The sequence below is a fragment of the Butyrivibrio sp. AD3002 genome (assembly GCF_000420905.1).
Lineage (GTDB): Bacteria > Bacillota > Clostridia > Lachnospirales > Lachnospiraceae > Butyrivibrio.
On record NZ_ATVV01000043.1, the window covers coordinates 1 to 22,807 of the forward strand.

Here is a 22,807-nt window from a genome sequence, read left to right on the forward strand (position 1 = left end):
CAGCAATCATGTTTGTACTTGGAAATATCAATTCCTGCAAAGTACATAGACATTAGATAAAACCTCCTGATTATTATAGTTGGCACTGTTGTCTACCACAGAGAAATCGACTGTGTAATCACGTAAATCTAAACGTCAAGCGTTAACAAACTAATTACCAGTATTAGACGAAAAGCTGTGGTCTGAGTCACCTCGTACCAGTCAAAGCTGTAATGAAATAGCAACAGATCCACAGTGCCTAAATAAATATATCAGAAAAGGATTAGAAATAGCCCAGAGAACCTGGGAGAAAGGAATAATCCAATCACTTTTCTAACATGATTGGATTATACGTGATGAAATGTAATAAAATAAAAAGTACACCATACCAAATGCTTAATGATGCTGAAGCAAATTGCTTTCTGTAAAACAGTAATGAGAACTCTATGAAATAGAAGGTTAAAAGTATGCTTCCGAAAAATCCGTGGGCTAAAGTTAGAGAGAAGCAATAATTATGAATTATCGGATTTATTATTATTGCGCCAAAGTATGATACTAAAGGCATAAAGGTCTCGGGAAAAACTTTAATTGGGTTCCAATGTCCTATTATTGGGACTGGCTTACGAAACTGACCGATGTAGAGCCAATCATCTGTATCATATACTACCAGTGGATTAATAATTGTTAGAAAAAGGAACAGACTGATAAAAATGATGATTCCATAAATAGTAAAAATGTAGAATGTTTTTTTGCTTTTTGTATTCATGAGTAAAAGTACCTCAGCCTTTTGCATTATCTGCACCCAAAAGAGGATAGAAAAAGATATATATTATGTATGGGTGATAATAGTATAATATACTACAAAAGTATACTAAGAAGGAATAAAAATGGAAAGAAATAAAGGAATTTATAATGAAGTAGTTGTTTTTGCACTGGTGATCATTTTAATTAATTCGATCTTTTATTGTATGAAGAAAGAAGGCTATTTTCTTGATGAAAAGGCTACTTTTTATTATTCTAGTGTAAGTTATACTTCTTTTTATGATTTCGTTCAAAGCCTTGCCCGAAACGACTTTGCATTTGAAAAAACATTGTTCGGAACATTAAATAGCGCACCTATGGTGATAGGAGAGAGATATACAGCAGATGAAGTTAAAGCATTGTTTGATGCTCAATCTGGTGATAAATTCACTTTTGCAGATACATATCTTGTATCTATTATTGATGCACATCCACCGCTATATTATATCTTATTTAATACACTAAATTCTTCCGTACCAGGTATTTCCGCTAAAAACATTGGATTTTTAATCAATATTTTAAGTTTGCTACTAACTTGTATTTTTTTGTTTAAAATAATTGTATTACTTACGGAAGACAGATTATGTGGTGTGTTTGGGATACTTTTTTATGGATTGAGTTATGATTTTGCAAATTGTGTGATGTATATCAGAATGTATGCTTTACTTACTTTTTTGATAGTACTTTTGCTTTATCTATATTTATTATTGGCTAATAACGATTTTAATCTGAATAATAAGATTTTATTGAAAATATGCCTGGTTGAAGTTATTGCCATGCTTACACAATACTATGCGGCATTATTTATTTTTCCTTTGTTTTTTATGACGATCATATTTATGCTGGCAAATAAAAAAACAGTGAAGAGATATTTTGCATGTCATATTATTATCGCAATTATCTATTTGTGTATTTGGCCATTTTCGATTATCCAATTAACACATAATGGGCGTAGTCAGGATATCATGAATAATGCGGCATCGTTTAAACTTCTTCTTAGGCTTAAAGAATTTGGTGGCTTGCTAAAATACTCCATTTTTAGTGGAAGCAAAGTTTTTTTGATAATAACCGTTTTTTTTGCAGCTCTGTTAGGAATTATTTGTTTAAAGAAAATTATCCAAAATGGTATCACGAAACTGAAAGAATCCCATAAATTGTGGCTTTATTTATATTTGATCATACCGGTATCTATTTTTTATATGGTATCAGTATATATTTCACCATGGGTTATGGATAGGTATGTGATGCCGGCAATACCCATTTTTTCCATAATCGTAATTTGGGTGCTTTGGAAAAGTGTAAAATTAGTATTAAAGAAAGACTGGATATGTGCACTGCTACTCATGGTTGTGATTTTGGTGTCATATGTGAATACTTTAAAAATTGAACCCAGGTATGCTTATCCGATAACAGAAAAAAAGCATGAGTTTATTAGTAATAATGTAGATAAAGAGGCTTTGATTATAGAGCCCGAGAATGATGCTGAGTATATAGAGGTCGTAGACGATATAAATCATCCATATTGGACTATGATAAAAGATAAAGGATTATCAGATTATCTTACAGAGACATTTATAGCAGATAATGATTATGCAATCTATATTAGTAAGTATTGTGATTTGGAATATATTACCGGTGAGTTCGCTCATCAGAACTATTCTATAATAAATAGCGGCTATTCAACGGACTTTTTTGATGTATACATTTACCAAAAAAGCCCGCAATAATTATTTGCTCATTTTAAGGTGTCTTTAATTTTGGTGAATGAAAATGTGCATATAAGAACAAATGCCAGTCTGACGCAAAAAACTAAAATGCATCTTAGAGCGACACTACCTTGCCAATTTTGCGCAAGGTCATATTCATAATATCCACTGAATGCTAATAATTCGATGGAATGAATGCATAAGACATATAATGAATTACGGCCTATTCGCCTGATAAATGTTGAAATTGTACCGGTTATGTTGTTGAAGTGTAGAAAGAGGAATACAATTATAATTCCCCAAATACCTGCTTCAGCAATGGAAATAGGACCCAAGGGATACATATTATTTGCCATATCAAACAGACTGCCGGATAATAGCACAATTATCTTAAGAATTAAAGCAATTATCAAAAATGTGACTTTGTAAATATTTTTCTGCTCAGTAGTAAATAATTTGTTTTTCTTGATAAAATAACCAAGACTTATATAGAAGACAGAAATAAATCCTTGGGAAATGCTCCAGGGAATGATATCAATATAACTAATAAGCCAGCCGAGAAGGCAGATAAATATAGAAAAACAAAAGAGTTTTTCTTTTTCAAAAAGGTTTGCTCCAAAGTTGAAGACAATATAGGCAATAGCAAGAGCTAACAAAAACCATATAGGACCACAGGCTGAGAATTTTAGACCAAATATGTAACATTCATGTGCAAATCCTAATAGTCCACCAGAGAAAACTGAAAGAGTAGCTTTAACTGCAGAACGTGCATTTCTGTAAAGGACATAGTAGCAAATCAGATGCATTACTGTAGTAATAAGCATTGTAATTGCGTATGGAATCAATAACATAGTAAATTGTTTTTTTACACATTTGATATTAGTTGCTTTTCTAAAACCATACCCACATATTATAAGTAAAATGGGCATAGCTGTTTCACGAATTATGCTGAGTAACAGCAATAGAAACAGCAGAAATGGACTAGTACTGGTCAGCAAGGAATTGGTATCTGCTTCTCCAAGGAAGAAAAGCAATCCCTGCGTGTGACCAAGTATCATAAGGATCATCATGACACCTTTTATTAGATCAAACATGCCGAGTGAATTTTTTATTGTATTCATTTTTGCTTTCATTTCATGTCTCCACTTTTAACATAATAAATATTATAGAAATCAGTATTTACGTCTGCTTTATGCATTTGAAGTCCTATAGTTGCGAATGCATTATCAACAGCTTCAGTATCTACTGACCATGCTACATATGCAATATATGTTGAGTCTTGGTCGATATAAGAGGAAATACTATCCAGTCGACTGTCATCTGTTTCAAAATACCTCGGGTGATTGAAATTCAATTCTATTTCGCAATTGCAAATAACGCCTTCTTTGTCTATTATTATTGCTTCATGTTCCGGGCAAATTTTGGCCAATTCGGTTCGTTTATTATCGTTATATAAATATGAAGGCGATGTTGTTATATGCCACAGGCAGCTAATGAATATGCAGAATGCCATTGCAAAAGCTATAGAAATGAAATTCTTTTTTATTACAAAAGATGCCATATTGGCTAATGAATATATAATTATTATGCAAAATAGCGGAATGATGGGCATTATGTATCGGTCAACATGCCAGGGAACAGCATTTGCTGCAATTACAAAGTAGATAAGGGAAGTAAAATACAAGTAGATCATTACCCCGAAATGTTCTGTATCGATCCAAGAGTGAAAACTACCTTTGCATATGTTTTGAATAATTTTTGCGAGGATAACGATAAAAACAATTAAAAACACGATAATTAACAACTTGGATTTTGCTGCAAATATACTGTTTGCCAAGGAATCTTTGTAGCTGATAATGTTCTGCAAAAAGTGAAGATGACTTAAATTATGTGTTACATCGTCGCCACGGTTAGAGAATAATATATGCATAATGGAAAAAGGCCAGGTTATTAAATAAATAATTCCTGTAACTACATTATAGACCAGGTACCTTGATACTGACTTTTTTTGATGTAATGCAAATGCAATGTTAATAACAAAAATAGGTATGCAGAAAAATAGAGCGAAATATTGAGTCATCATGGCAAGATATTCAATCAGACACAATACCAGTATTGTTTTATGGTCGTTGACATACTTGTTTTTAAACCATTTAACATTTAGAAATATAGATAGCACCATCCAGAATGTGAGCATTGCATACATACGGTAATAAGTGGAATTATTTATAAAATCCAAGCTAAAACCATAAAAAAGCATAGCTGTAATAGATAAAAAACTATCGTTAAATACCCAAACACCAATTTTGTATACTAGAAAACAGGTAATAATAAGAAAACAAATATTTATAATATAACCTATTAACATTAGATTTGTTTTGGGGAATATTGAGCAAAGTGTCTTTATGACAGCGTAGTATAAGGGAGGATGGACATCAAAGGCTTGCTGCAAATATGTGTTTAAATAATGGAATTTTTCATTATCTAATACTGTGTATCTCGAAAGGACTTCATCACGACTATACCAAACATCCATGTTGAGCTCTTTTAAATCTTTTGTGAGTTCATCGGAATTCCGATTCAGTACAGCATCTTTTACAGTTGTAAAATCAGTTAAAGTATCATTGGCCAATCTGAATGAGAGAGTCTCATCTATATAGTAGCCCATTTTTTGGTTGAAAAAGAAAAATGAATGAGTAAGAATAAGAAATAAACTGAGTAATAAACATGCTGTTGTCGCAAAAGAATTATTGGGTGTGCTTTTCATTTGGTAATTCCTTTCGTTTTATCATAAGCAGGTAGCGGATAAAACTATTATATTTCAATGCGATTTTATCATAATGTATAGTAGAAAAACTAATGTTTTCAATGTAAAATTTCATACAAAGTTTCCTGCTATTATTATTTCTTTTTAATGATTATGAACAATTTAAATAATACAATAACAACAATAATACCTTTTTATAATAATGCAGAGACTCTGCCTGTTATGCTTGACAGCATTTTGGACGGAGTATTAGTTCCTGATGAGATAATTCTGATAGATGACGGATCCACGGATGATTCTGCTGACATAATAAAAGAATATGTAAAAAGATATCCGGCAATACAGTATTATCATCAGGAGCATAAAGGCGTTTCAGCAGCCAGGAATCTGGGTATATCGCTTGCTAAGTGCACGTGGATCAGCTTCCTTGATGCTGATGATTATATTGAGCCGGATATGTATGAAGAGATGATTAAGGCTGTAGCAGATGGGATGTGCGATGGCTGCATTAGCGGATATTTTACACATAAGGATGAAATTATTACATCCTATACAAGGCTGCAATCTGAAACATTGCTGTCAAATGACATATTGAAAGCTATGTTTACCGATGATACTGTCAGAGGATTTCTTGTTACTAAACTTTTTAAAGCGGACATAGTAAAGCAATATTCATTTGATGAAAATATAGCGATGTGCGAAGATTTGCTATTTCAAACGCGCTATTTCGCTAACAATAATCTTAAATATAAGTACATTCCAAAAGCTTTTTACCATTATATTCAGAATGTTTCATCTGCGACATCTACGAGAGACTTTTTCAGTAATGGCATATTTGTTTACAAACCTGCATTTGATAAGATAGGTAATATTATAAAAGAAGATTATGTTTTAGATAGTTACAATTCGATTCTGGAATATAGTATGTATACATTATTAAAAGCCTATAGTGAAGGAGACAGAAGGAAGCGAACCTCTGATCAGATCAGGGCGATGCAAAAAGAATTGAAATCTACACCATGTAAACAAAAATCCAAGCGAAGAATCGCGTATCAACTGGCACCTATACTATTTAGTAGGTTTATTTAAACGAGATATGAAGAAATTACTGATTTTAGGAGATACCGGAAAAACTGATAGATTGATTGAGCTTGCCAAAGCAAGAGGTATATATACCATAATCACTGATGATCGGGATAAGAAACAATCAAAGTGTAAACTGATTGCAGATGAATCCTGGGATATAAGTGTTTATGATACGGATACACTTGAGAAACTATCAATAGAAAGAGGAATTACAGCCATTACATGCGGAGCCAGTGAAAACTGCATGGATGCAACCAGAAAGCTATGTAAGAGACTTAATTTGCCATTTTATGTCTCCGATTATGCATGGGAGATTACAAATGACAAGTTGAAATTTAAGCAGCTATGCAGACAATATGGAATTCCTGTTGTTAAAGAGTATATGCCGGATATAAGTCTAGGCACTAAAGAAATGGAGCATATCGAATATCCTGTCGTTGTGAAACCGACTGACAGTTGTTCGAGTATAGGATTTCACCTATGTGAAAATGAAGAGGATCTTATTGATGGCTACAGGGATGCATATCATAAATCGAAGACCAACAGAGTGGTAATCGAAAAGTTTTATTCCGGGGTAGAGATAAGTCTTATATTTGGATTCAACCGGGGAGAGTCATATTTAATTGAAGCAGGCGCAACATTTGGTGACAGAAAAGATGATATACCGTTCGTTTTTGGATACGGACCTGCAGATTGCCTGGGTAGATTGGAAAAGGAACTGTTTCCTCAATTATCGAAATTATTTAATGAACTTGGTTGTTATGAGGGAATAGCTTGTATTCAGGTTATTTTCGAAGGTGATGAATACGCTGTGACGGAAATGAATTATCGTCTTCCTGGCGGGGCATCTCCTATACAAGATTATATGTGTCAGATTGTTCTTGATTATGCCTTGAATGAAGACTATCTTGCCTCAATTTCACAGCCTGAACCGGTGAATGTTTCCGCTTATTTGGTTTCGCTTAAACCGGGGAAAATAGCTTCTGTTGAAGGGGTTGAAAGTATAAGGGAATTGCCGGGAATTGCATATGTGAAGATAAATATGGAAGATGGGACTGTAATTGAGCCGGATTCAGGTATGCGCCGGATATTTTGCATAATAGTCTCTGCGCTTCCTTTTAATCAATTTAAAAGTCAGATCAGTACTATAAATGAATTGCTTAAAGTTACTGATGATAATGGAAATGATATGGTCATGAGACTTATTCTTGATGAAAACAATAATGTTATTGATGGCGGTTTATAAATATGGATTTTAGTTTAGACAAAAAAATACCCCATACAATCCACTATTTCTGGTTTGGCGGCGGAAAAAAGCCTGAATCGGTGCAAAAATACATCGATAGCTGGCGTAGAAACTGTCCGGATTTTGAGATAAAAGAGTGGAATGAGACAAATTACGACATTCATAAGCATCCATATATGGAAAAAGCCTTTGATGAAAAAAAGTGGGCGTTTGTTTCGGATTACGCAAGAATGGATGTTCTCTATAATCGTGGCGGGGTATATCTGGATACTGATGTAGAGATAATAAAAGACTTGTCGCCGTTATGTGAAAACAAGGCATTTTTTGGCTTTGAAAACAGCGAACTGGTAAATGACGGGCAGGGCTTTGGATGCGTAGCAGGTCTCCCTATTTTCAAAGAAATGCTTGATCTATACGACAGCGATGAAGCCTATGATTTTTGGGGCGGAGAAAAACATAATGTTGAGAGTCCGAAACTTCGTACACTGGTACTTAAGAGACATGGACTTAGACTCGATGGTTCAAGACAGACAGTAGGTGTTGTTGAGATATACCCGGTGGACTATTTTTGTCCGCTTAATTATGCGACCGGACTCGTTGAAATTACTGAAAACACATACAGCATACATCATTTTGATGGTAGCTGGAAAGGTGGCAACAGCGGATTTTACACGAATCTCATGAGAAGACTTAACAGGATGTTCGGGGAGGAAAAAGGTAAACTTTTATTTGATAGAATAATTGGATTTAAGGATAATATTAAAAAAATAATTAGAAAATAAATGTTATCGTGTTACTAATCTGTACAAATTATAGTCAGTTTTTCAAATCCACTAGACATATCTACTTATTATAATGTATACTTGTGAACCGAATGGCGTACTAGTTTAATAACGATTCGCTGGTTCTTGTGGGGTGGAACTATAATGAAAAAGAGTTTAATTGTTTGGAGAGTTTATGAATCGTTCTAATGTTTCTGCGTCTTTTGATGTTGTTCACGCAATACTGGATGTAGTTTTTCAATGTCTTTCGATGACAATTGTATATTTGGTTTGGGGGCACTTGGTGAAGGCCGAACAGCGTGACAGCATTTTCGCTATGCTGTTTGTTTTTATTGTGATTTATGTTGTTTGTAACAGAGCAGCAAATATCTATAATAATACCCTGTTTTTTTATGTTGACAGAATAATACGTCGTAAGACAGTTTCCTTTTTGTGGGCAACTTTTAGTTGTTTTCTTATTTATTGGTTTTGCCTTGATCATTCAGTTGATGCTGATTTTTTGATGGCATTTCTGACACTGTCTTACCTTATAGTTTTGGTTGAGAGTCTGTTCTTTTTAAGACTTGTTGACAGATTGATAAACAGAAAGCATATACCGAGATGTGTATATGTGGGAAGCAAGGATTCTTATAATAAATTCAGATATTTCCTTAATAAAACTCCGCTTACATTAAATGAGATAGGCTATGTGAGCTTTGATGATGACGATGATTCTCTGGAATACATCGGATGCTTGTCCGATCTTGAGGAGATTATCAGAAAGTATAATATTGATCAGGTTTATATCATGCAGAAGCGTGAGATGGATATTGCTTATATTCAGAAGTATATCGATCTTTGCATCGAAATGGGTGTTACCTGCAGAGTTATTGTTGATATTTACAGAAGGAGAAAGGCTTTCTCCTATAACAGCAGTATCGGAACTTATCCAGTTATGACCTACCATACTATCAGTATGAACACATGGGAATCACTGATGAAGCGTCTATTCGATATCATTTTTGCTTTGATTGGCATTATTCTGACATCACCGATAATGATTATTACTGCGCTTGCGATTAAGCTTGACTCAAAAGGTCCCGCTATATTTAAACAGGTCAGAGTTGGTAAAAACGGCAGACACTTCAAGATATGGAAGTTTAGAAGCATGTATGCTGATGCTGAGGAGCGTAAAGCTGAACTCATGGAACTCAATGAGGTTCAGGATGGCATGATGTTCAAGATTAAGGATGATCCGCGAATTACCAGAGTTGGTAAGTTCATTAGAAAGACCAGTATTGATGAGCTTCCGCAGTTCTTTAACGTGCTTTTCGGATCAATGAGTTTTGTTGGAACCAGACCGCCGACGCTTGATGAGGTTGAGAAGTATACTGCCGATCAGTGGAGGAGAATCAGCATCAAGCCCGGTATCACGGGTAGATGGCAGACAAGTGGCAGAAGTAATATTACGGATTTTGATCAGGTTGTAAATCTGGATGTCGACTATATCGACAACTGGAACCTGATGATGGACTTGAAGATTATATTTAAAACTGTACTTGAGATATTTAAACGCAACGGGTCTTACTAGAATTATTTGGGAGCTATAATATGAAAATTGCAATGATTGGGCACAAGAGAATACCGTCCAGAGAGGGAGGAGTGGAGATAGTTGTAGAGGAGCTCTCTACACGTCTTGTGCTTATGGGACATGCGGTTACGGCATACAATCGTAAGGGGAAAAATGTTGCCGACAAGAACGCTGATAAAGCGGCTCATAAGCTCAAAAGCTACAAAGGAATACGCATAGTTCATGTACCTACACCTGACCTGAAGGCATTAAATGCGGTAGTTTATTCTTTTCTTGCTACAATTTTTGCACTTCTTGGCAATTATGATGTAATTCATTACCATGCAGAGGGACCTTGTGCGATGCTTGTGATTCCTCATTTTTTCGGAATCAGAACTATTGCGACCATACATGGTCTTGACTGGCAGAGAGCAAAGTGGGGCGGCTTTGCTACAAAATATTTAAAATTCGGTGAGAAAATTGCAGCAAGATATGCCGATGAGGTTATCGTTCTTTCCCGTAACGTTCAGCAGTACTTTCTGGATACTTACGGAAGACAGACTATTTACATACCAAACGGCGTAAACAGGACCGAGTTCCTGGAACCCGACAGAATTGTTAAGAAGTTTGGACTTGAGAAAGAAAAATATATTCTTTATCTTGGAAGAATCGTTCCTGAGAAGGGAATAACATATCTTCTTGAGGCTTTTTCCAAGATTGATACTGACATGAAGCTTGTTATAGCCGGTGGCGGAAGTCATTCCGGTGATTTCATGCAGGAAGTTATGGATATGGCAAAGAAGGACAGCAGGGTTGTTATGACCGGCTTTGTACAGGGCAATACGCTTACAGAGCTTTTCAGCAATTGCTACATGTATGTACTTCCCAGTGATATTGAGGGTATGCCGATAAGTCTTCTTGAGGCTATGAGTTTTGGCAGAAGATGTCTTGCCAGCGATATTCCGGAGAATACCGAGGCGTGCCGCGAATATGCCAACTACTTCAAGAAGTCTGATGTAGAGGACCTTAAAAAGAAGCTTGAGGAGAGCATCGCGAATCCCGGCAGCTTCCACAAATTCGATGAAATAATGGACTACTGTTACAAGAGATTCGATTGGAACAAGGTTACAGGTGCCAGCGTCAGACTGTACATTGATGCAATCCTGAATGTGGAGCGTATTAATAACATTTAATATGCCTTCCCTTGGGTGGTGAAGAAATAAAGTGCCTTCCCCCTCTGGGGGAAGGTGGCACGAAGTGCCGGATGAGGGGATTTAGTCCCAACAAAATTCTATGGGCAGAAAAAAGAAACAAACAATTGAATTCAGATTTTATGAGATACCCCAGGGACAGAGCTGCCTTGCTCTTTTAGGTGAGAAGTGGATCAGGGTTTATGGAGAGGAGGATAATGTTCTTCATTTCCATAACCTTTTTGAGGTGGGATATTGCAGGTACGGTGATGGTAAACTGATCCTCGATGAGAAGGATTGCCACTACGAGACCGACATGTTTTCTGCTATTCCGCCGAACTATCCGCATACCACCACGAGCGAGGAAGAGAATTTCTGGGAGTATTTTTTCTTTGATCCGGAAGCGGTGGTTTCCGAGATCTATCCGGATAATGTTCCCAAACAGCGCGAAGCTATAACAATGATAAATAAGAGAGCTGATTTAATGAATGCTGCAGAGCATCAGGAGATTGCAGAGACCATTAAACGTATTATGGAGGAGATGAGAGATAAAGATTCCTACTACAAGGAAACTACTCAGAACCTCATCAAGACTTTTATTTTCTTGCTTATGAGGATTCATAAGTCTATGGATGCGGAGCAATCCTCGCTTATAGAGCAGGACACCAGCGGCGATCTTGTAAGCATAAAGCCTGCAATTGAGTATATTGAGCAGAATTATGCGGATGACATAAGGGCTCTTGATCTTGCAAATGTATGTAACATGAGTGAGACACACTTCAGAAGGAGCTTTGTGGAAATAATTAACATGCCTCCCATGGACTATCTGAACCTTGTGAGAGTACAGAAGGCATGCGATACGATGAAAAAGACGGAACATTCCATGGAAATTGTTGCCGTCGAATGTGGTTTTGGCAATGTGTCTACTTTTAACAGGAATTTTAAGAAATTCCTCGGAACATCGCCATATCAGTGGAAAAAGAACAGGGACAATTATGCAAACAAGCTCCTGGACTACAATATCCACGCCCTGAAAGGCTGGTAAGGCTTAAAATGGGCAACTTAATTGTTTAAGTTTATTAATAATCTGTTCAAATTTTATTCATAATTGGTCGATAATGCACATTTTAGTCTTTAAAATGTGCATTATTTTTTGCGCTCATTGGTATAATATACATATATTTGATTCGGAAACAGATTATTTCAGTCAAATTGCCCAAAACTCATCTGACATAATCTTAATAAATGAATCAGGTTAGAACATTATTTTAGTTTCATTAGGGAGGACATAATAATGAAAAGAAAAGCATTATCAATGGTTCTTGCATCTGCTATGACACTTTCCATGATCGCAGGTTGCGGCGGAAGCGGATCAGCAGATACAACAGCTAACGAGACAACAGAAGCAACAGAGAGCACAGAGGACGCTGGAGCAGCTGAAGAGGCTACTGAGGCACCTACAGCTGACGTTGCATCAGAAGGTGAGCACGAGCTTTCAGTTTACGCTTGGGATGAGAACTTCAACATTCCTGCTCTTAAGGCAGCTGAGAAAGCTTACCAGGCAGTTGATTCAGAATTCACTCTGAACATCATCACACAGTCCGGTTCACAGGATGTTGAGCAGGCAGTTACACTTGCTGCTGCTGCAGGCGACTTCAGCACACTTCCTGACATCGTTCTTTTCCAGGATCATTACATCCAGAAGTTCGTAGCAGATTATCCGGATGCATGGCAGGATATCGATGATGCAGGTATTGACTGGTCAAATCTTGGAGCTGAGAAGATTTCCTACAGCACAATCGGTGGTAAGCACTACGGTGCACCTGTAGATAACGGTACAGCAATCTTTGCATATCGTACAGACATCCTTGATCAGTGTGGCTATTCAATCGATGATGTAACAGGTATTTCTTGGGACAGATGGCTTGAGATCGCAAAGGATGTACATGACAAGACAGGCATGGCACTCCTTTCAATGGATCATTCAGGTGATGATCTTCCTTACATGATGCTTCAGGCTGAAGGCGTTTCACAGTGGACAGATAACACAACTCCTAACCTTGTAGGCAATGATAAGTTCAAGAAGATCATCGAAGTTATCGTACAGGGTGCAAATGATGGTTCTATCATCCTTGCAAACAGCTGGAGTGAGTACACAGACCAGACAATCCAGGGCGATCAGGTTGCAGGTGTTATGAACGGTAACTGGATCATTCCTACAATCGAGCAGGTTGCTGACAACAGTGGTAAGTGGGCTCTTACAACACTTCCTACAATTGATGGCGGAAAAGATGGTTATGCTGCAAACGGTGGTTCATCTCTTTATGTAACTGCCAACTGCTCAAAGCCTGATCTTGCAAAGTCATTCCTTGCTTACACATTTGGTGGTGGAGAAGGAGCTATCGAGACCTATGATGCAGCACTTACAGATGGCGGTGTTATCACAACATGCATCTCAGCAGGTAAGTCTGATGTATATGCTAAGGGTGTTGATTTCTTCAATGGCCAGGCTATCTACGCTGACATCGTTGAGATGGGATCTCACGTACCTGTAATTCAGCAGAGTGATTTCCACTACAACCTTCGTACTCTTGTAAACACACTTATTACAAACGTACAGAACGGTAACGACATTGATTCTGAGATTCAGGCTGCTCAGGAGCAGATTGAATTTGAGATCGCAGGTTCACAGAACTAATTTAGTATTGTAAGTATTTAAACCGGGGAATCGGGATTTTCCGATCCCCGGTTTTGTAAAATGAAGAAAAGGAGCGGCTCCGATGAAAAAAGGAAAATCCGTTACTGGAAAACAGAAAACAGCCGGTTGGATGTTTCTTGCAATAGCATCCATAATGATTTTTATATTCAGCTTTTATCCGATGATTTCAGCTCTCATCATGTCTTTCAAGACAGGATCTGCGGCTGCTATGAAATGGGCTAATCCCATTACCTTTAACTATACTCGTATGTTCCAGGACAAGACTTTTATGAAGTCTGTCTTCAACACATTTTTGTATCTGATAATTCAAGTACCGATAATGTTGGTGCTGGCAATACTTCTTGCGCAGCTCCTTAATAATAAAGATCTTAAGTTCAGAGGACTTTTCCGCACAATGGTATTCCTTCCGTGCGCAATTTCTCTGGTATCCTATGCATTGATATTCAGAACACTTTTTGCCACACAGGGTCTTGTAAATATGACTCTTATGAATATGGGGCTTATAAGTGAGAATATAAACTGGCTCGGACAGACAAATACAGCCAGATTTGTTATTATCTTTGCTCTTATCTGGAGATGGACAGGTTATAACATGGTATTCTTCCTGGCAGGTCTTCAGAATATTGAATATTCAGTATATGAGGCAGCTAAGATAGACGGTGCGTCAGGCTGGAAGACTTTCTGGCATATTACGGTGCCGCTTCTTCGCCCTGTTATAATCATGACCTTCATCATGTCAATAAACGGTACATTGCAGCTCTTTGATGAGTCCGTAAACCTGACAAACGGTGGACCTGCAAATACCACAATCACTATGTCACATTATGTATATAACAACGCATTTGGTACAGGTGTTGCTAACTTCGGATATGCATCTGCAATGTCATTCTTTATTTTCATTCTGGTTGCTATCCTTGCCTTTATAAATCTGAAAGTAGGTGATACACGTGACTAATAAAAAGAATAGATCCAATATACAAAGAAGGCTTATACCGAGCTATATCTTCCTTACGCTGTTTTCACTTTTTTCAGTATTTCCGCTGTTTTGGATGGTTACTGCAGCTACGAATGCCACAGTAGATGTTGCAAGAGGAAAAATCTGGTTTGGTACTCAGGCAGCTGAGAACTTTAAAAATCTCCTTGTTACTGCGAAAGCGCAGGGTGCAGGAGCATCTCTTTGGAGATTCATGGGGAATTCATTTACATATGCAGCTGTTCAGACAATACTGTGTATCTTTATCTGTTCACTCGCAGGTTATGGCTTTGAGCTTTATCATGACAAGGGCAAGGATTTCCTGTTCGCTATCCTGCTTATGGCAATGATGATTCCTGGTGTTGCTACAATGATCCCTATGTTTAGGATGATGAGTAAACTTCATTTCCTTAACCGGGTATGGGGCTTCGTTTTACCTGCAATATCCACGCCTTTTATGATAATGATGTTCAGACAAAACAGCCGTAACTTCCCGGTTGATATTATGGAAGCTGCAAGAATTGACGGACTTTCCGAGTTTGCAATTTTCTTCCGCATGTATATGCCTGTTATGAAGTCAACATATGCTGCAGCAGCCGTAATTACCTTTATGAATGCATGGAACGCATATCTGTGGCCCAGAGTCGTACTTACTGAGAATAAGGCTCAGACTATGCCGATTCTTATTGCAAACATGTCTAATGGATATACTGTTGATTACGGAATGCTTATGATGGGCGTATTATTCTGTTCACTGCCTACAATGATCATATTCTTCGTATTGCAGAAGCAGTTTGCAGAAGGAATCACAGGTGCAGTTAAGTAATCACCTGCTTCGATAATTCTAAATATGGGGAAGATGTTATGAACGAGTTTAACTATGAAATAGTAAAAAATCCTGAGATTTTCCAGGAAAACAGGATGCCGGCTCATTCTGATCATGTAGCATATAAGTCACTTTCTGAGATGACAACAGGAAAGACAAGTTATAGGCTTTCTCTGGATGGGGTATGGCATTTTCATTATTCCAGGAATGTCAAGGATGCTCCGGAAGGCTTCTGGAAAAATGAGTATGATACAACTGACTGGGACAGAATAAATGTACCTGCACATATTCAGATGGAAGGTTACGACAAACCGCAGTATGTAAATGTTCAGTATCCCTGGGATGGATCGGAAGATATTCGCCCGGGGGAGATTCCGGAGAGATTTAATCCTGTTGCTGATTATGTGAAGCTTTTCACTTTGCCCAAGGATTTTAAGGGTGAAAAGATCTGTATCTCATTCCAGGGAGTTGAGAGCGGCTTTGCACTTTGGCTGAATGGAAAATATATTGGCTACAGTGAGGATTCCTTTGATCCCTCAGAGTTTGATCTTACAGATTCTCTTGTGAAGGGGGAAAACAAGCTTGCGGTAAGAGTGTTCAAATGGACCTCCAGCAGCTGGTGTGAGGATCAGGATTTCTTTAGATTTTCCGGCATTTTCAGAAGCGTATTTTTGTTTGCTGTACCTAAGGTTCATGTCTCTGACATCACAATCGAGACAGGACTTTCGGATGACTACAAGACTGCAAGCATCGAAATAAAGGCAGCGACAACCGGTAGCGGAACAATGGAACTTGGGCTTTTCTATAAAGGGGAGAAGATTCTTGAAGGAAAGATTCCGCTTTCTGCATCCGGTCTTACAACAGGAAAATGTGATTTTGAGAAGGTATATCTGTGGAGCGCAGAGACTCCGAATCTTTACGAACTTTATCTGACTATTACAGATTCTCGCGGTGTCGTTTGTGAAGTGATAAAACAGAATGTTGGTCTTAGAAGATTCGAGATGAAAAACGGGCTCATGCTTCTTAATGGCAAGAGAATCGTATTTAAGGGCGTTAACCGTCATGAGTTTAGTCACAGAAACGGCCGTGTTCCTGATAGGGAAGAACTGATTCAGGATATTGTTACAATGAAGAGGCACAACATAAATGCCATCAGAACCAGTCATTATCCGGATGATTCCGCTATCTATGAGCTCTGTGATATCTATGGTCTGTACATGATCGCAGAGAATAATCTTGAAACACATGGAACCTGGGAACCCTTCGAGAGGGGAGTTGAGACAGAGGATTTCATAGTGCCAAAGGATAAGCCTGAATGGAAAGCTATGATGCTCGACAGGATTGATTCCATTTATCACAGAAATAAGAATCATCCCGCAATCTTAATCTGGTCAATCGGAAATGAGGCCTTCGGAGGTGAAGTCCCTTATGCTATGAGCAGACGATTTAAGGAGCATGATAATACCAGACTTGTGCACTACGAGGGACTTTTCCACGACAGAAGATATAATGATACTTCGGACATGGAGAGTCAGATGTATCCGCCGGTTTCTGCTATTAAGGAATTTCTTAAAAAGGAAAAGAAGAAGCCCTTTATATGCTGCGAATACACACATGCGATGGGCAATTCCTGCGGCGGAATGCATTATTATACGGATCTTACGGATACTGAGCCCAGATATCAGGGTGGCTTTATCTGGGATTATATCGACCAGAGTATTTTGAAGAAGGATAGATACGGTAAATACTTCGAGGCCTATGGCGGCGATTTTTACGACAGACCAAATGATTCCAACTTCAGTGGCAATGGTATTGCATACGGTGACAGAACACCATCTCCCAAAATGCAGGAGGTGAAGTTCAATTACCAGAATATTTCTGTCGAATTTGATAAGAATAAGTTCAAGGTTATTAATAAGAATCTCTTTGTAAATACATCGGAGTTTGATGCAAGGCTCCAGCTTCTTGCAAACGGAAAAGAGATATATAGCAAAGCTATAGAGTGTGATGTAAAACCGCTTACATCCAAGGCATTTACAATTCCCGGTGAGGTAACCCTGGCTATCAGAGATTATGAGGCGGGATATAACCTCACAAGCGGGGCACTTGAATTTGTACTGATAGTTTCCTTCACCCTTAAAGAGAGTACTTTGTGGGCAGAAAAAGGCCATGAGGTTGCCTTTGGGCAGACTGTTCTTAAGAAAATGGTGAAGCCGTATAAATGCTCTGATAAACTCACGGTTATCAGAGGAAAGAATAACATAGGTGTTCGTGGTGATGAGTTTTCCGCTCTTTTCAGTGTCATGGCACCCGGACTGTTGTCCTATGTATATTGCGGCAGAGAGATGATAGAAAAAGCTCCGGCTCCGAACTTCTGGAGAGCGCCTAATGATAACGATACCGGAAGCAAGATGCAGCAGCGTTATGCACAGTGGAAGATAGCAAGTATGTATCCCTGCATCACAGGTAAGCCTGACAGCGAGATGTGGTTTGCTAAGGTTACTGAAGGAAAGAACAGCGTTAAGATTGATTACAGATATTACCTTCCTACAATGCCTGCTTCAGAGTGCAGCGTAACGTATGAGGTATTTGGTGACGGAACTATTGAGACTACGATGAAATATGATGCAGTCAAAGGACTTCCGGATATGCCTGAATTTGGTATGATTTTCAAATTCAATGCCGATTATGACCATCTGACCTGGTATGGCCTAGGAGAGCAGGAGACCTACGAGGACAGAAAACGCGGAGGTAAGATTGGAATCTATTCCAACAAGGTTGCCGACAACATGGCAAAGTATCTTGTTCCACAGGAATGCGGAAACAAGTGTGATGTCAGATGGGCAAGAGTTACAGATTTCAAGGGCAGAGGTATTGAGTTTACAGGAGATAATATTTCTTTTAGTGCACTTCCTTACACTCCTCATGAACTTGAGAATGCTATGCATGACTATGAGCTTCCTCAGGTACATTACACAGTTGTAAGATGTGCATTGCAGCAGATGGGAATCGCAGGAGACGACAGTTGGGGCGCTCGTCCGCACCCTGAGTACCGCCTCCCTGAAGGCAAAAAACTCACCTTTACCTTCCGTTTTAAGGGTATTTAAAACATCACTTCATCCTTGAGTTGGTGATAAATACAAAAAGCTGTTTCAAGGTTTTTCAAAACATAAGAAGGACAATGTGTGTCAGACCACGGCCGATTATGCGTAAGCAACGAGGCCGTGGAATGATATACATTGTCCTTCGTATTGTTGGGGAATATTGTCAAAATAGCTGTTTTGTGGTATATTTCTATATTGGCATAGGGTGTTTTTTTACGGAATTGTGAGAATACTTATGCCAAAAATTACTAAAGAATAATTACTCAAATTATTGAAAAATCGGAGGCATCCTTGCTTAAAACTTTTTCCATAACTGACGTAGGTCAGAAACGAAAACTGAATCAGGATTATGTATTTTCCTCCGACAGACGTATTGGAAATCTGTCAAATGTGTTTATTGTTGCCGATGGAATGGGCGGACATAACGCGGGAGATTACGCATCAAAGTTCACGGTTAATACCATGGTTGAGGAGATCGAGAGATCCTTTGAGCAGAACCCTGTGCGTATTCTGGAAAATGCCATTAAAAAAGCAAATCAAAAGCTTCGGGCTAAAGCCGCAGAAGACGAGCAGCTCTATGGGATGGGGACAACCGTTGTGGCTGCAACTGTCATGGGCAGATATCTGCAGGTTGCTAATGTGGGGGACAGCAGACTGTATGTTATCGGAGACGACATCAGACAGATAACCAGAGATCATTCACTTGTTCAGGAGATGGTACGCGCAGGCGGACTTGATCCCGAAGAGGCGCGCACACACAAAGAGAAGAATATCATCACCCGTGCTATTGGGGCTGATGATACTGTTGATGTGGACTTTTTTAATGTTGAGCTCGAGAAAGGGGATATCGTGCTCATGTGTTCCGACGGGCTGACAAATATGCTCGAGGATCAGGAAATCCGCATGATCGTGAGCGGTCAGAGAGATATTATAGAGAAGGCACAGAAGTTAGTGGATATGGCAAACCAGCATGGCGGTAAGGACAATATCGCTGTTATTCTGATTGAGCCTTTTGCTGACGGAGGAGCTGAATGATTAAGATAGGAATGATGATCGGAGACAGGTACGAGATCCTTGAAAAAATCGGGACCGGCGGCATGTCCGATGTTTACAGAGCAAAAGATCATAAATTAAACAGACCTGTGGCTGTTAAGGTCCTTAAGCAGGAATTTTCGGAGAATGATAATTTTGTTTCAAAATTCCGTGTTGAGGCCCAGGCTGCAGCCGGATTGATGCATCCCAATATTGTAAATGTTTACGACGTTGGTGATGAAAACGGCATCCATTACATTGTTATGGAGCTTGTTGATGGCATTACACTCAAGAGATATATTGAGAAAAAATCCAGACTGTCTGTTAAAGAGGCTGTAAGTATTGCAATCCAGGTTGCTATGGGACTTGAGGCGGCGCACAATAACCATATTATTCACCGCGATATTAAACCTCAGAACATTATAATTTCCAAGGAAGGTAAGGTTAAGGTAACTGACTTTGGAATTGCGAAGGCAGCAACGAGTAACACTATTACCTCTAATGTTATGGGATCTGTTCATTATACTTCTCCCGAGCAGGCAAGAGGCGGTTATTCAGATGCCAAGAGTGATGTTTATTCACTCGGTATAACCTTATTTGAGATGCTCACAGGCAGACTCCCTTTTAACGGAGACACAACTGTTGCCATTGCGATTAAGCATATACAGGAGGATTTGCCTTCACCTGCTGAGTTTAGTGATGAGATTCCGATAAGCGTTGAGAAGATTGTAATGAAGTGCTGCCAGAAGAGCCCTGACAGGAGATATCAAAGTGCAGCAGAGCTTATTACTGATCTCAAGAGATCACTTATCACTCCGGATGAAGATTTTGTTAATCTTGTAGACCCCGATGAGGAGAGTGCTACAAGAGTTGCGACAGAAGCCGAAGCAAAGAGTATAAACGGTATGACAGATACCGAGCAGATGAGACTCAATGCCGACGTTATGCGTGAATATGAGAATCAAAAGAGACGCGATCAGGACTATTCCGGACGCCGTGACAGTGACTATGACGATGATGAGGAACTTTACGGCAGAAGAGGCTATGGTGACAGTGAGAGAATCGAGAAACTTACAATTGCCCTTGCTATTATAGGTGCGGTTCTTGTTGGAATAATTGTAATAATCCTGGTTGGAAGGAGTATGGGTATTCTCGGTGGAGAAGAGTCTGGAGGACTTCAAACTGAGGCCATAAGCGGAGAATCCAATACCGGCGATGGAATACAGATTCCGAACGTTACAGGGCTATCCTATGTTGAAGCTATAACAACATTGAAAGATAAGAATTTTAAATATGAAAAGGTTGATGATGATACAAGCACGCTTGCAAAAAATACTGTTGTATCGCAGTCACCTGAAGCAAATTCCTATGCTGAGAGCGGTTCTGTTGTGAAAATAACAGTAAGTACCGGAAAGGGTGCTGAGGCATCCAATCAGGCGTCACAGTCGCAGACAGAGGACAGCGCTTCAAACGCATCAGATGTTGCTTCGACAGAAGCTTCTACATCTCAGATTGCTGTTCCCAATCTTGTGGGATTATCTATCGACGAAGCAATTGCGACACTTTCGGAAGCAGGTCTTGCACAGGGAAGAGTCGTTGATGTGAATAATGATACTTACGGAGTTGATGTTGTAACTGCACAGAGTAAGCCGGTTGGAACAATGGTTGATCCTGGAACTTCTATCGACATTGAGAAATCTATAGGGCCTACCAGTATTTCCTATAGCTATTCGGGAGATATTGCGGCTCCTACAGAGGGACAGAATTATACAGACGGAGTTTCTGTCCATGTATCTTTTGTGACTGCAGACGGAACATCACTTCTTGATACTACGACAGCTTCGTTCCCTATCACCGGAGTGGTTCGCACGGGGCTGACATCTGCGACAGGTGTTATAACATTTACTTATACAGCTACAAGTCCTGCAACAACCGATGAGAACGGCAATGTTATCGAAGGGCGTACAGAGGAGTGCACAGTAACAAGAGCTGTTACATTTACACAGGAGAATTGATGAAGGGAAGGATTGTTAAGGGAATAGCCGGATTTTATTATGTCAATATCGGAAGCGATTTTGTCTATGAATGCAAAGCAAAAGGTATTTTCAGAAAAGACGGTGTAAAGCCTCTCGTCGGAGATGATGTTGAAATTGATATAATAGATGAAGAAAACTTTGTGGGCAATATCACTAAGATATTGCCCCGAAGAAATGAGCTTATAAGACCGCCGGTTGCCAATGTCGACCAGGCGGTTGTTCTGTTTGCAATAGTAAAGCCTGACCCCAACTATAACATTCTTGATAAGTTTCTGATCCAGATGCGAAGGAATGAACTGCCTGTAGTTATCTGTTTTAATAAGCAGGATATAGCCTCCGAAGAGGAACAGCAGGAACTTCGTGATACCTATGAAAAGTGCGGTTATGAGGTTTTGTTTATCAGTGTTCATGAGGGTAACGGAATTGACGCACTGTGTGAAAAGTTGAGAGGGAAAACCTCTGTTGTAGCAGGACCGAGCGGTGTCGGAAAATCCTCTCTATTAAACAGACTTCATCCTGATGCTGATATGGAGACGGGTGAGCTTAGCCGCAAGATAGAGCGCGGAAGAAATACGACCAGACATTCAGAAATGTTTTTTATATCAGCTCTTTCTGATGAAAATGAAAAAACCTACATTTTTGACACACCGGGATTCACATCCCTTACATTAAAAGATATCACTGCTGAAGAACTTCAGGCGTACTATCCGGAATTTGAACCCTATGAACCCGAGTGCAGATTCGGCGGCTGCAGCCATATTGCAGAACCCGACTGCGGTGTGAAAAAGGCCCTTGAAGAAGGGAAAATTTCAAAAGTTCGCTACGGCAATTACAGGATAATTTACAAGGAACTCAAGAATATGAGACCGGTTTACAGAAAAAAATAAAGCCTTCCCTAGGGAGTTATATAATTAGCCTTCCCCTGGGGGCGCTCGACGTCCGGGGGACGTCGGTTCAGCGCGGACCGGAGTGGAACGGAGACAGGTGTCTGCGAAGCAGACGGATGAGGGG

At 39.0% G+C, this 22,807-nt stretch carries 16 protein-coding genes; 14 read left to right on the plus strand and 2 right to left on the minus strand.

Translation table 11 applies throughout. From position 1 onward, the window contains the following. Positions 1-866 precede the first annotated feature (866 nt). Positions 867-2,507: a hypothetical protein gene (locus G596_RS0118915; protein ID WP_022763380.1), complete on the plus strand. Its 1,641-nt coding sequence runs from the start codon at positions 867-869 to the stop codon at positions 2,505-2,507. A gap of 8 nt (positions 2,508-2,515) precedes the next feature. Here the strand turns inward: G596_RS0118915 and G596_RS0118920 are convergent, their stop codons facing one another. Next, a complete protein-coding gene (locus tag G596_RS0118920; protein WP_022763381.1) occupies positions 2,516-3,619 on the minus strand; it encodes an acyltransferase family protein in 1,104 nt (367 codons plus the stop codon). Next, positions 3,616-5,253 (minus strand): hypothetical protein, encoded by a 1,638-nt coding sequence (locus tag G596_RS0118925; protein WP_022763382.1) that lies wholly within the window; start codon positions 5,251-5,253, stop codon positions 3,616-3,618. Before G596_RS0118925 ends, G596_RS0118920 begins: the two co-directional genes overlap by 4 nt. Before the next feature lie 153 nt (positions 5,254-5,406). Between G596_RS0118925 and G596_RS0118930 the strand changes: the two genes are divergently transcribed. From G596_RS0118930 to rsgA, 13 genes are all read left to right on the plus strand, one after another. Then, complete coding sequence (locus tag G596_RS0118930) at positions 5,407-6,342, plus strand: glycosyltransferase family 2 protein (RefSeq protein ID WP_196805260.1); 936 nt, start codon at positions 5,407-5,409, stop codon at positions 6,340-6,342. A gap of 7 nt (positions 6,343-6,349) precedes the next feature. Further along, a complete protein-coding gene (locus G596_RS0118935; RefSeq protein WP_022763384.1) occupies positions 6,350-7,585 on the plus strand; it encodes an ATP-grasp domain-containing protein in 1,236 nt (411 codons plus the stop codon). Between the two features lie 2 nt (positions 7,586-7,587). After that, positions 7,588-8,367 carry a glycosyltransferase family 32 protein gene (locus G596_RS23005; protein WP_022763385.1) on the plus strand — a complete coding sequence of 260 codons (780 nt, stop codon included), beginning with the start codon at positions 7,588-7,590 and terminating at the stop codon, positions 8,365-8,367. A 175-nt stretch (positions 8,368-8,542) separates the two neighbouring features. Continuing rightward, positions 8,543-9,937, plus strand: a complete 1,395-nt coding sequence (locus tag G596_RS0118945) for a sugar transferase (RefSeq protein WP_022763386.1) — start codon at positions 8,543-8,545, stop codon at positions 9,935-9,937. A 20-nt stretch (positions 9,938-9,957) separates the two neighbouring features. Then, the gene (locus G596_RS23010; RefSeq protein WP_022763387.1) at positions 9,958-11,109 is read left to right on the plus strand and encodes a glycosyltransferase family 4 protein; all 1,152 of its coding nucleotides are present in this window, start codon (positions 9,958-9,960) and stop codon (positions 11,107-11,109) included. 100 nt (positions 11,110-11,209) lie between these two features. Continuing rightward, entirely contained in the window at positions 11,210-12,151 is a 942-nt protein-coding gene (locus tag G596_RS0118955; RefSeq protein ID WP_022763388.1) for a helix-turn-helix domain-containing protein, read from the plus strand. 249 nt (positions 12,152-12,400) lie between these two features. Continuing rightward, entirely contained in the window at positions 12,401-13,804 is a 1,404-nt protein-coding gene (locus G596_RS0118960) for an ABC transporter substrate-binding protein (RefSeq protein ID WP_022763389.1), read from the plus strand. Positions 13,805-13,886: 82 nt separating this feature from the next. Beyond that, the gene (locus G596_RS0118965; RefSeq protein WP_022763390.1) at positions 13,887-14,780 is read left to right on the plus strand and encodes a carbohydrate ABC transporter permease; all 894 of its coding nucleotides are present in this window, start codon (positions 13,887-13,889) and stop codon (positions 14,778-14,780) included. After that, positions 14,773-15,624, plus strand: coding sequence for a carbohydrate ABC transporter permease (locus G596_RS0118970; RefSeq protein ID WP_022763391.1), 852 nt, complete (start codon positions 14,773-14,775; stop codon positions 15,622-15,624). Before G596_RS0118965 ends, G596_RS0118970 begins: the two co-directional genes overlap by 8 nt. Before the next feature lie 38 nt (positions 15,625-15,662). Continuing rightward, positions 15,663-18,731 carry a glycoside hydrolase family 2 TIM barrel-domain containing protein gene (locus G596_RS0118975; RefSeq protein ID WP_022763392.1) on the plus strand — a complete coding sequence of 1,023 codons (3,069 nt, stop codon included), beginning with the start codon at positions 15,663-15,665 and terminating at the stop codon, positions 18,729-18,731. 288 nt (positions 18,732-19,019) lie between these two features. Further along, entirely contained in the window at positions 19,020-19,763 is a 744-nt protein-coding gene (locus tag G596_RS0118980; RefSeq protein ID WP_022763393.1) for a Stp1/IreP family PP2C-type Ser/Thr phosphatase, read from the plus strand. Then, positions 19,760-21,775 carry a Stk1 family PASTA domain-containing Ser/Thr kinase gene (pknB, locus tag G596_RS0118985; protein ID WP_022763394.1) on the plus strand — a complete coding sequence of 672 codons (2,016 nt, stop codon included), beginning with the start codon at positions 19,760-19,762 and terminating at the stop codon, positions 21,773-21,775. Before G596_RS0118980 ends, pknB begins: the two co-directional genes overlap by 4 nt. Continuing rightward, a complete protein-coding gene (rsgA, locus tag G596_RS0118990; protein WP_022763395.1) occupies positions 21,775-22,683 on the plus strand; it encodes a ribosome small subunit-dependent GTPase A in 909 nt (302 codons plus the stop codon). The genes pknB and rsgA overlap by 1 nt, the downstream gene beginning before the upstream one ends. Positions 22,684-22,807: the final 124 nt, after the last annotated feature.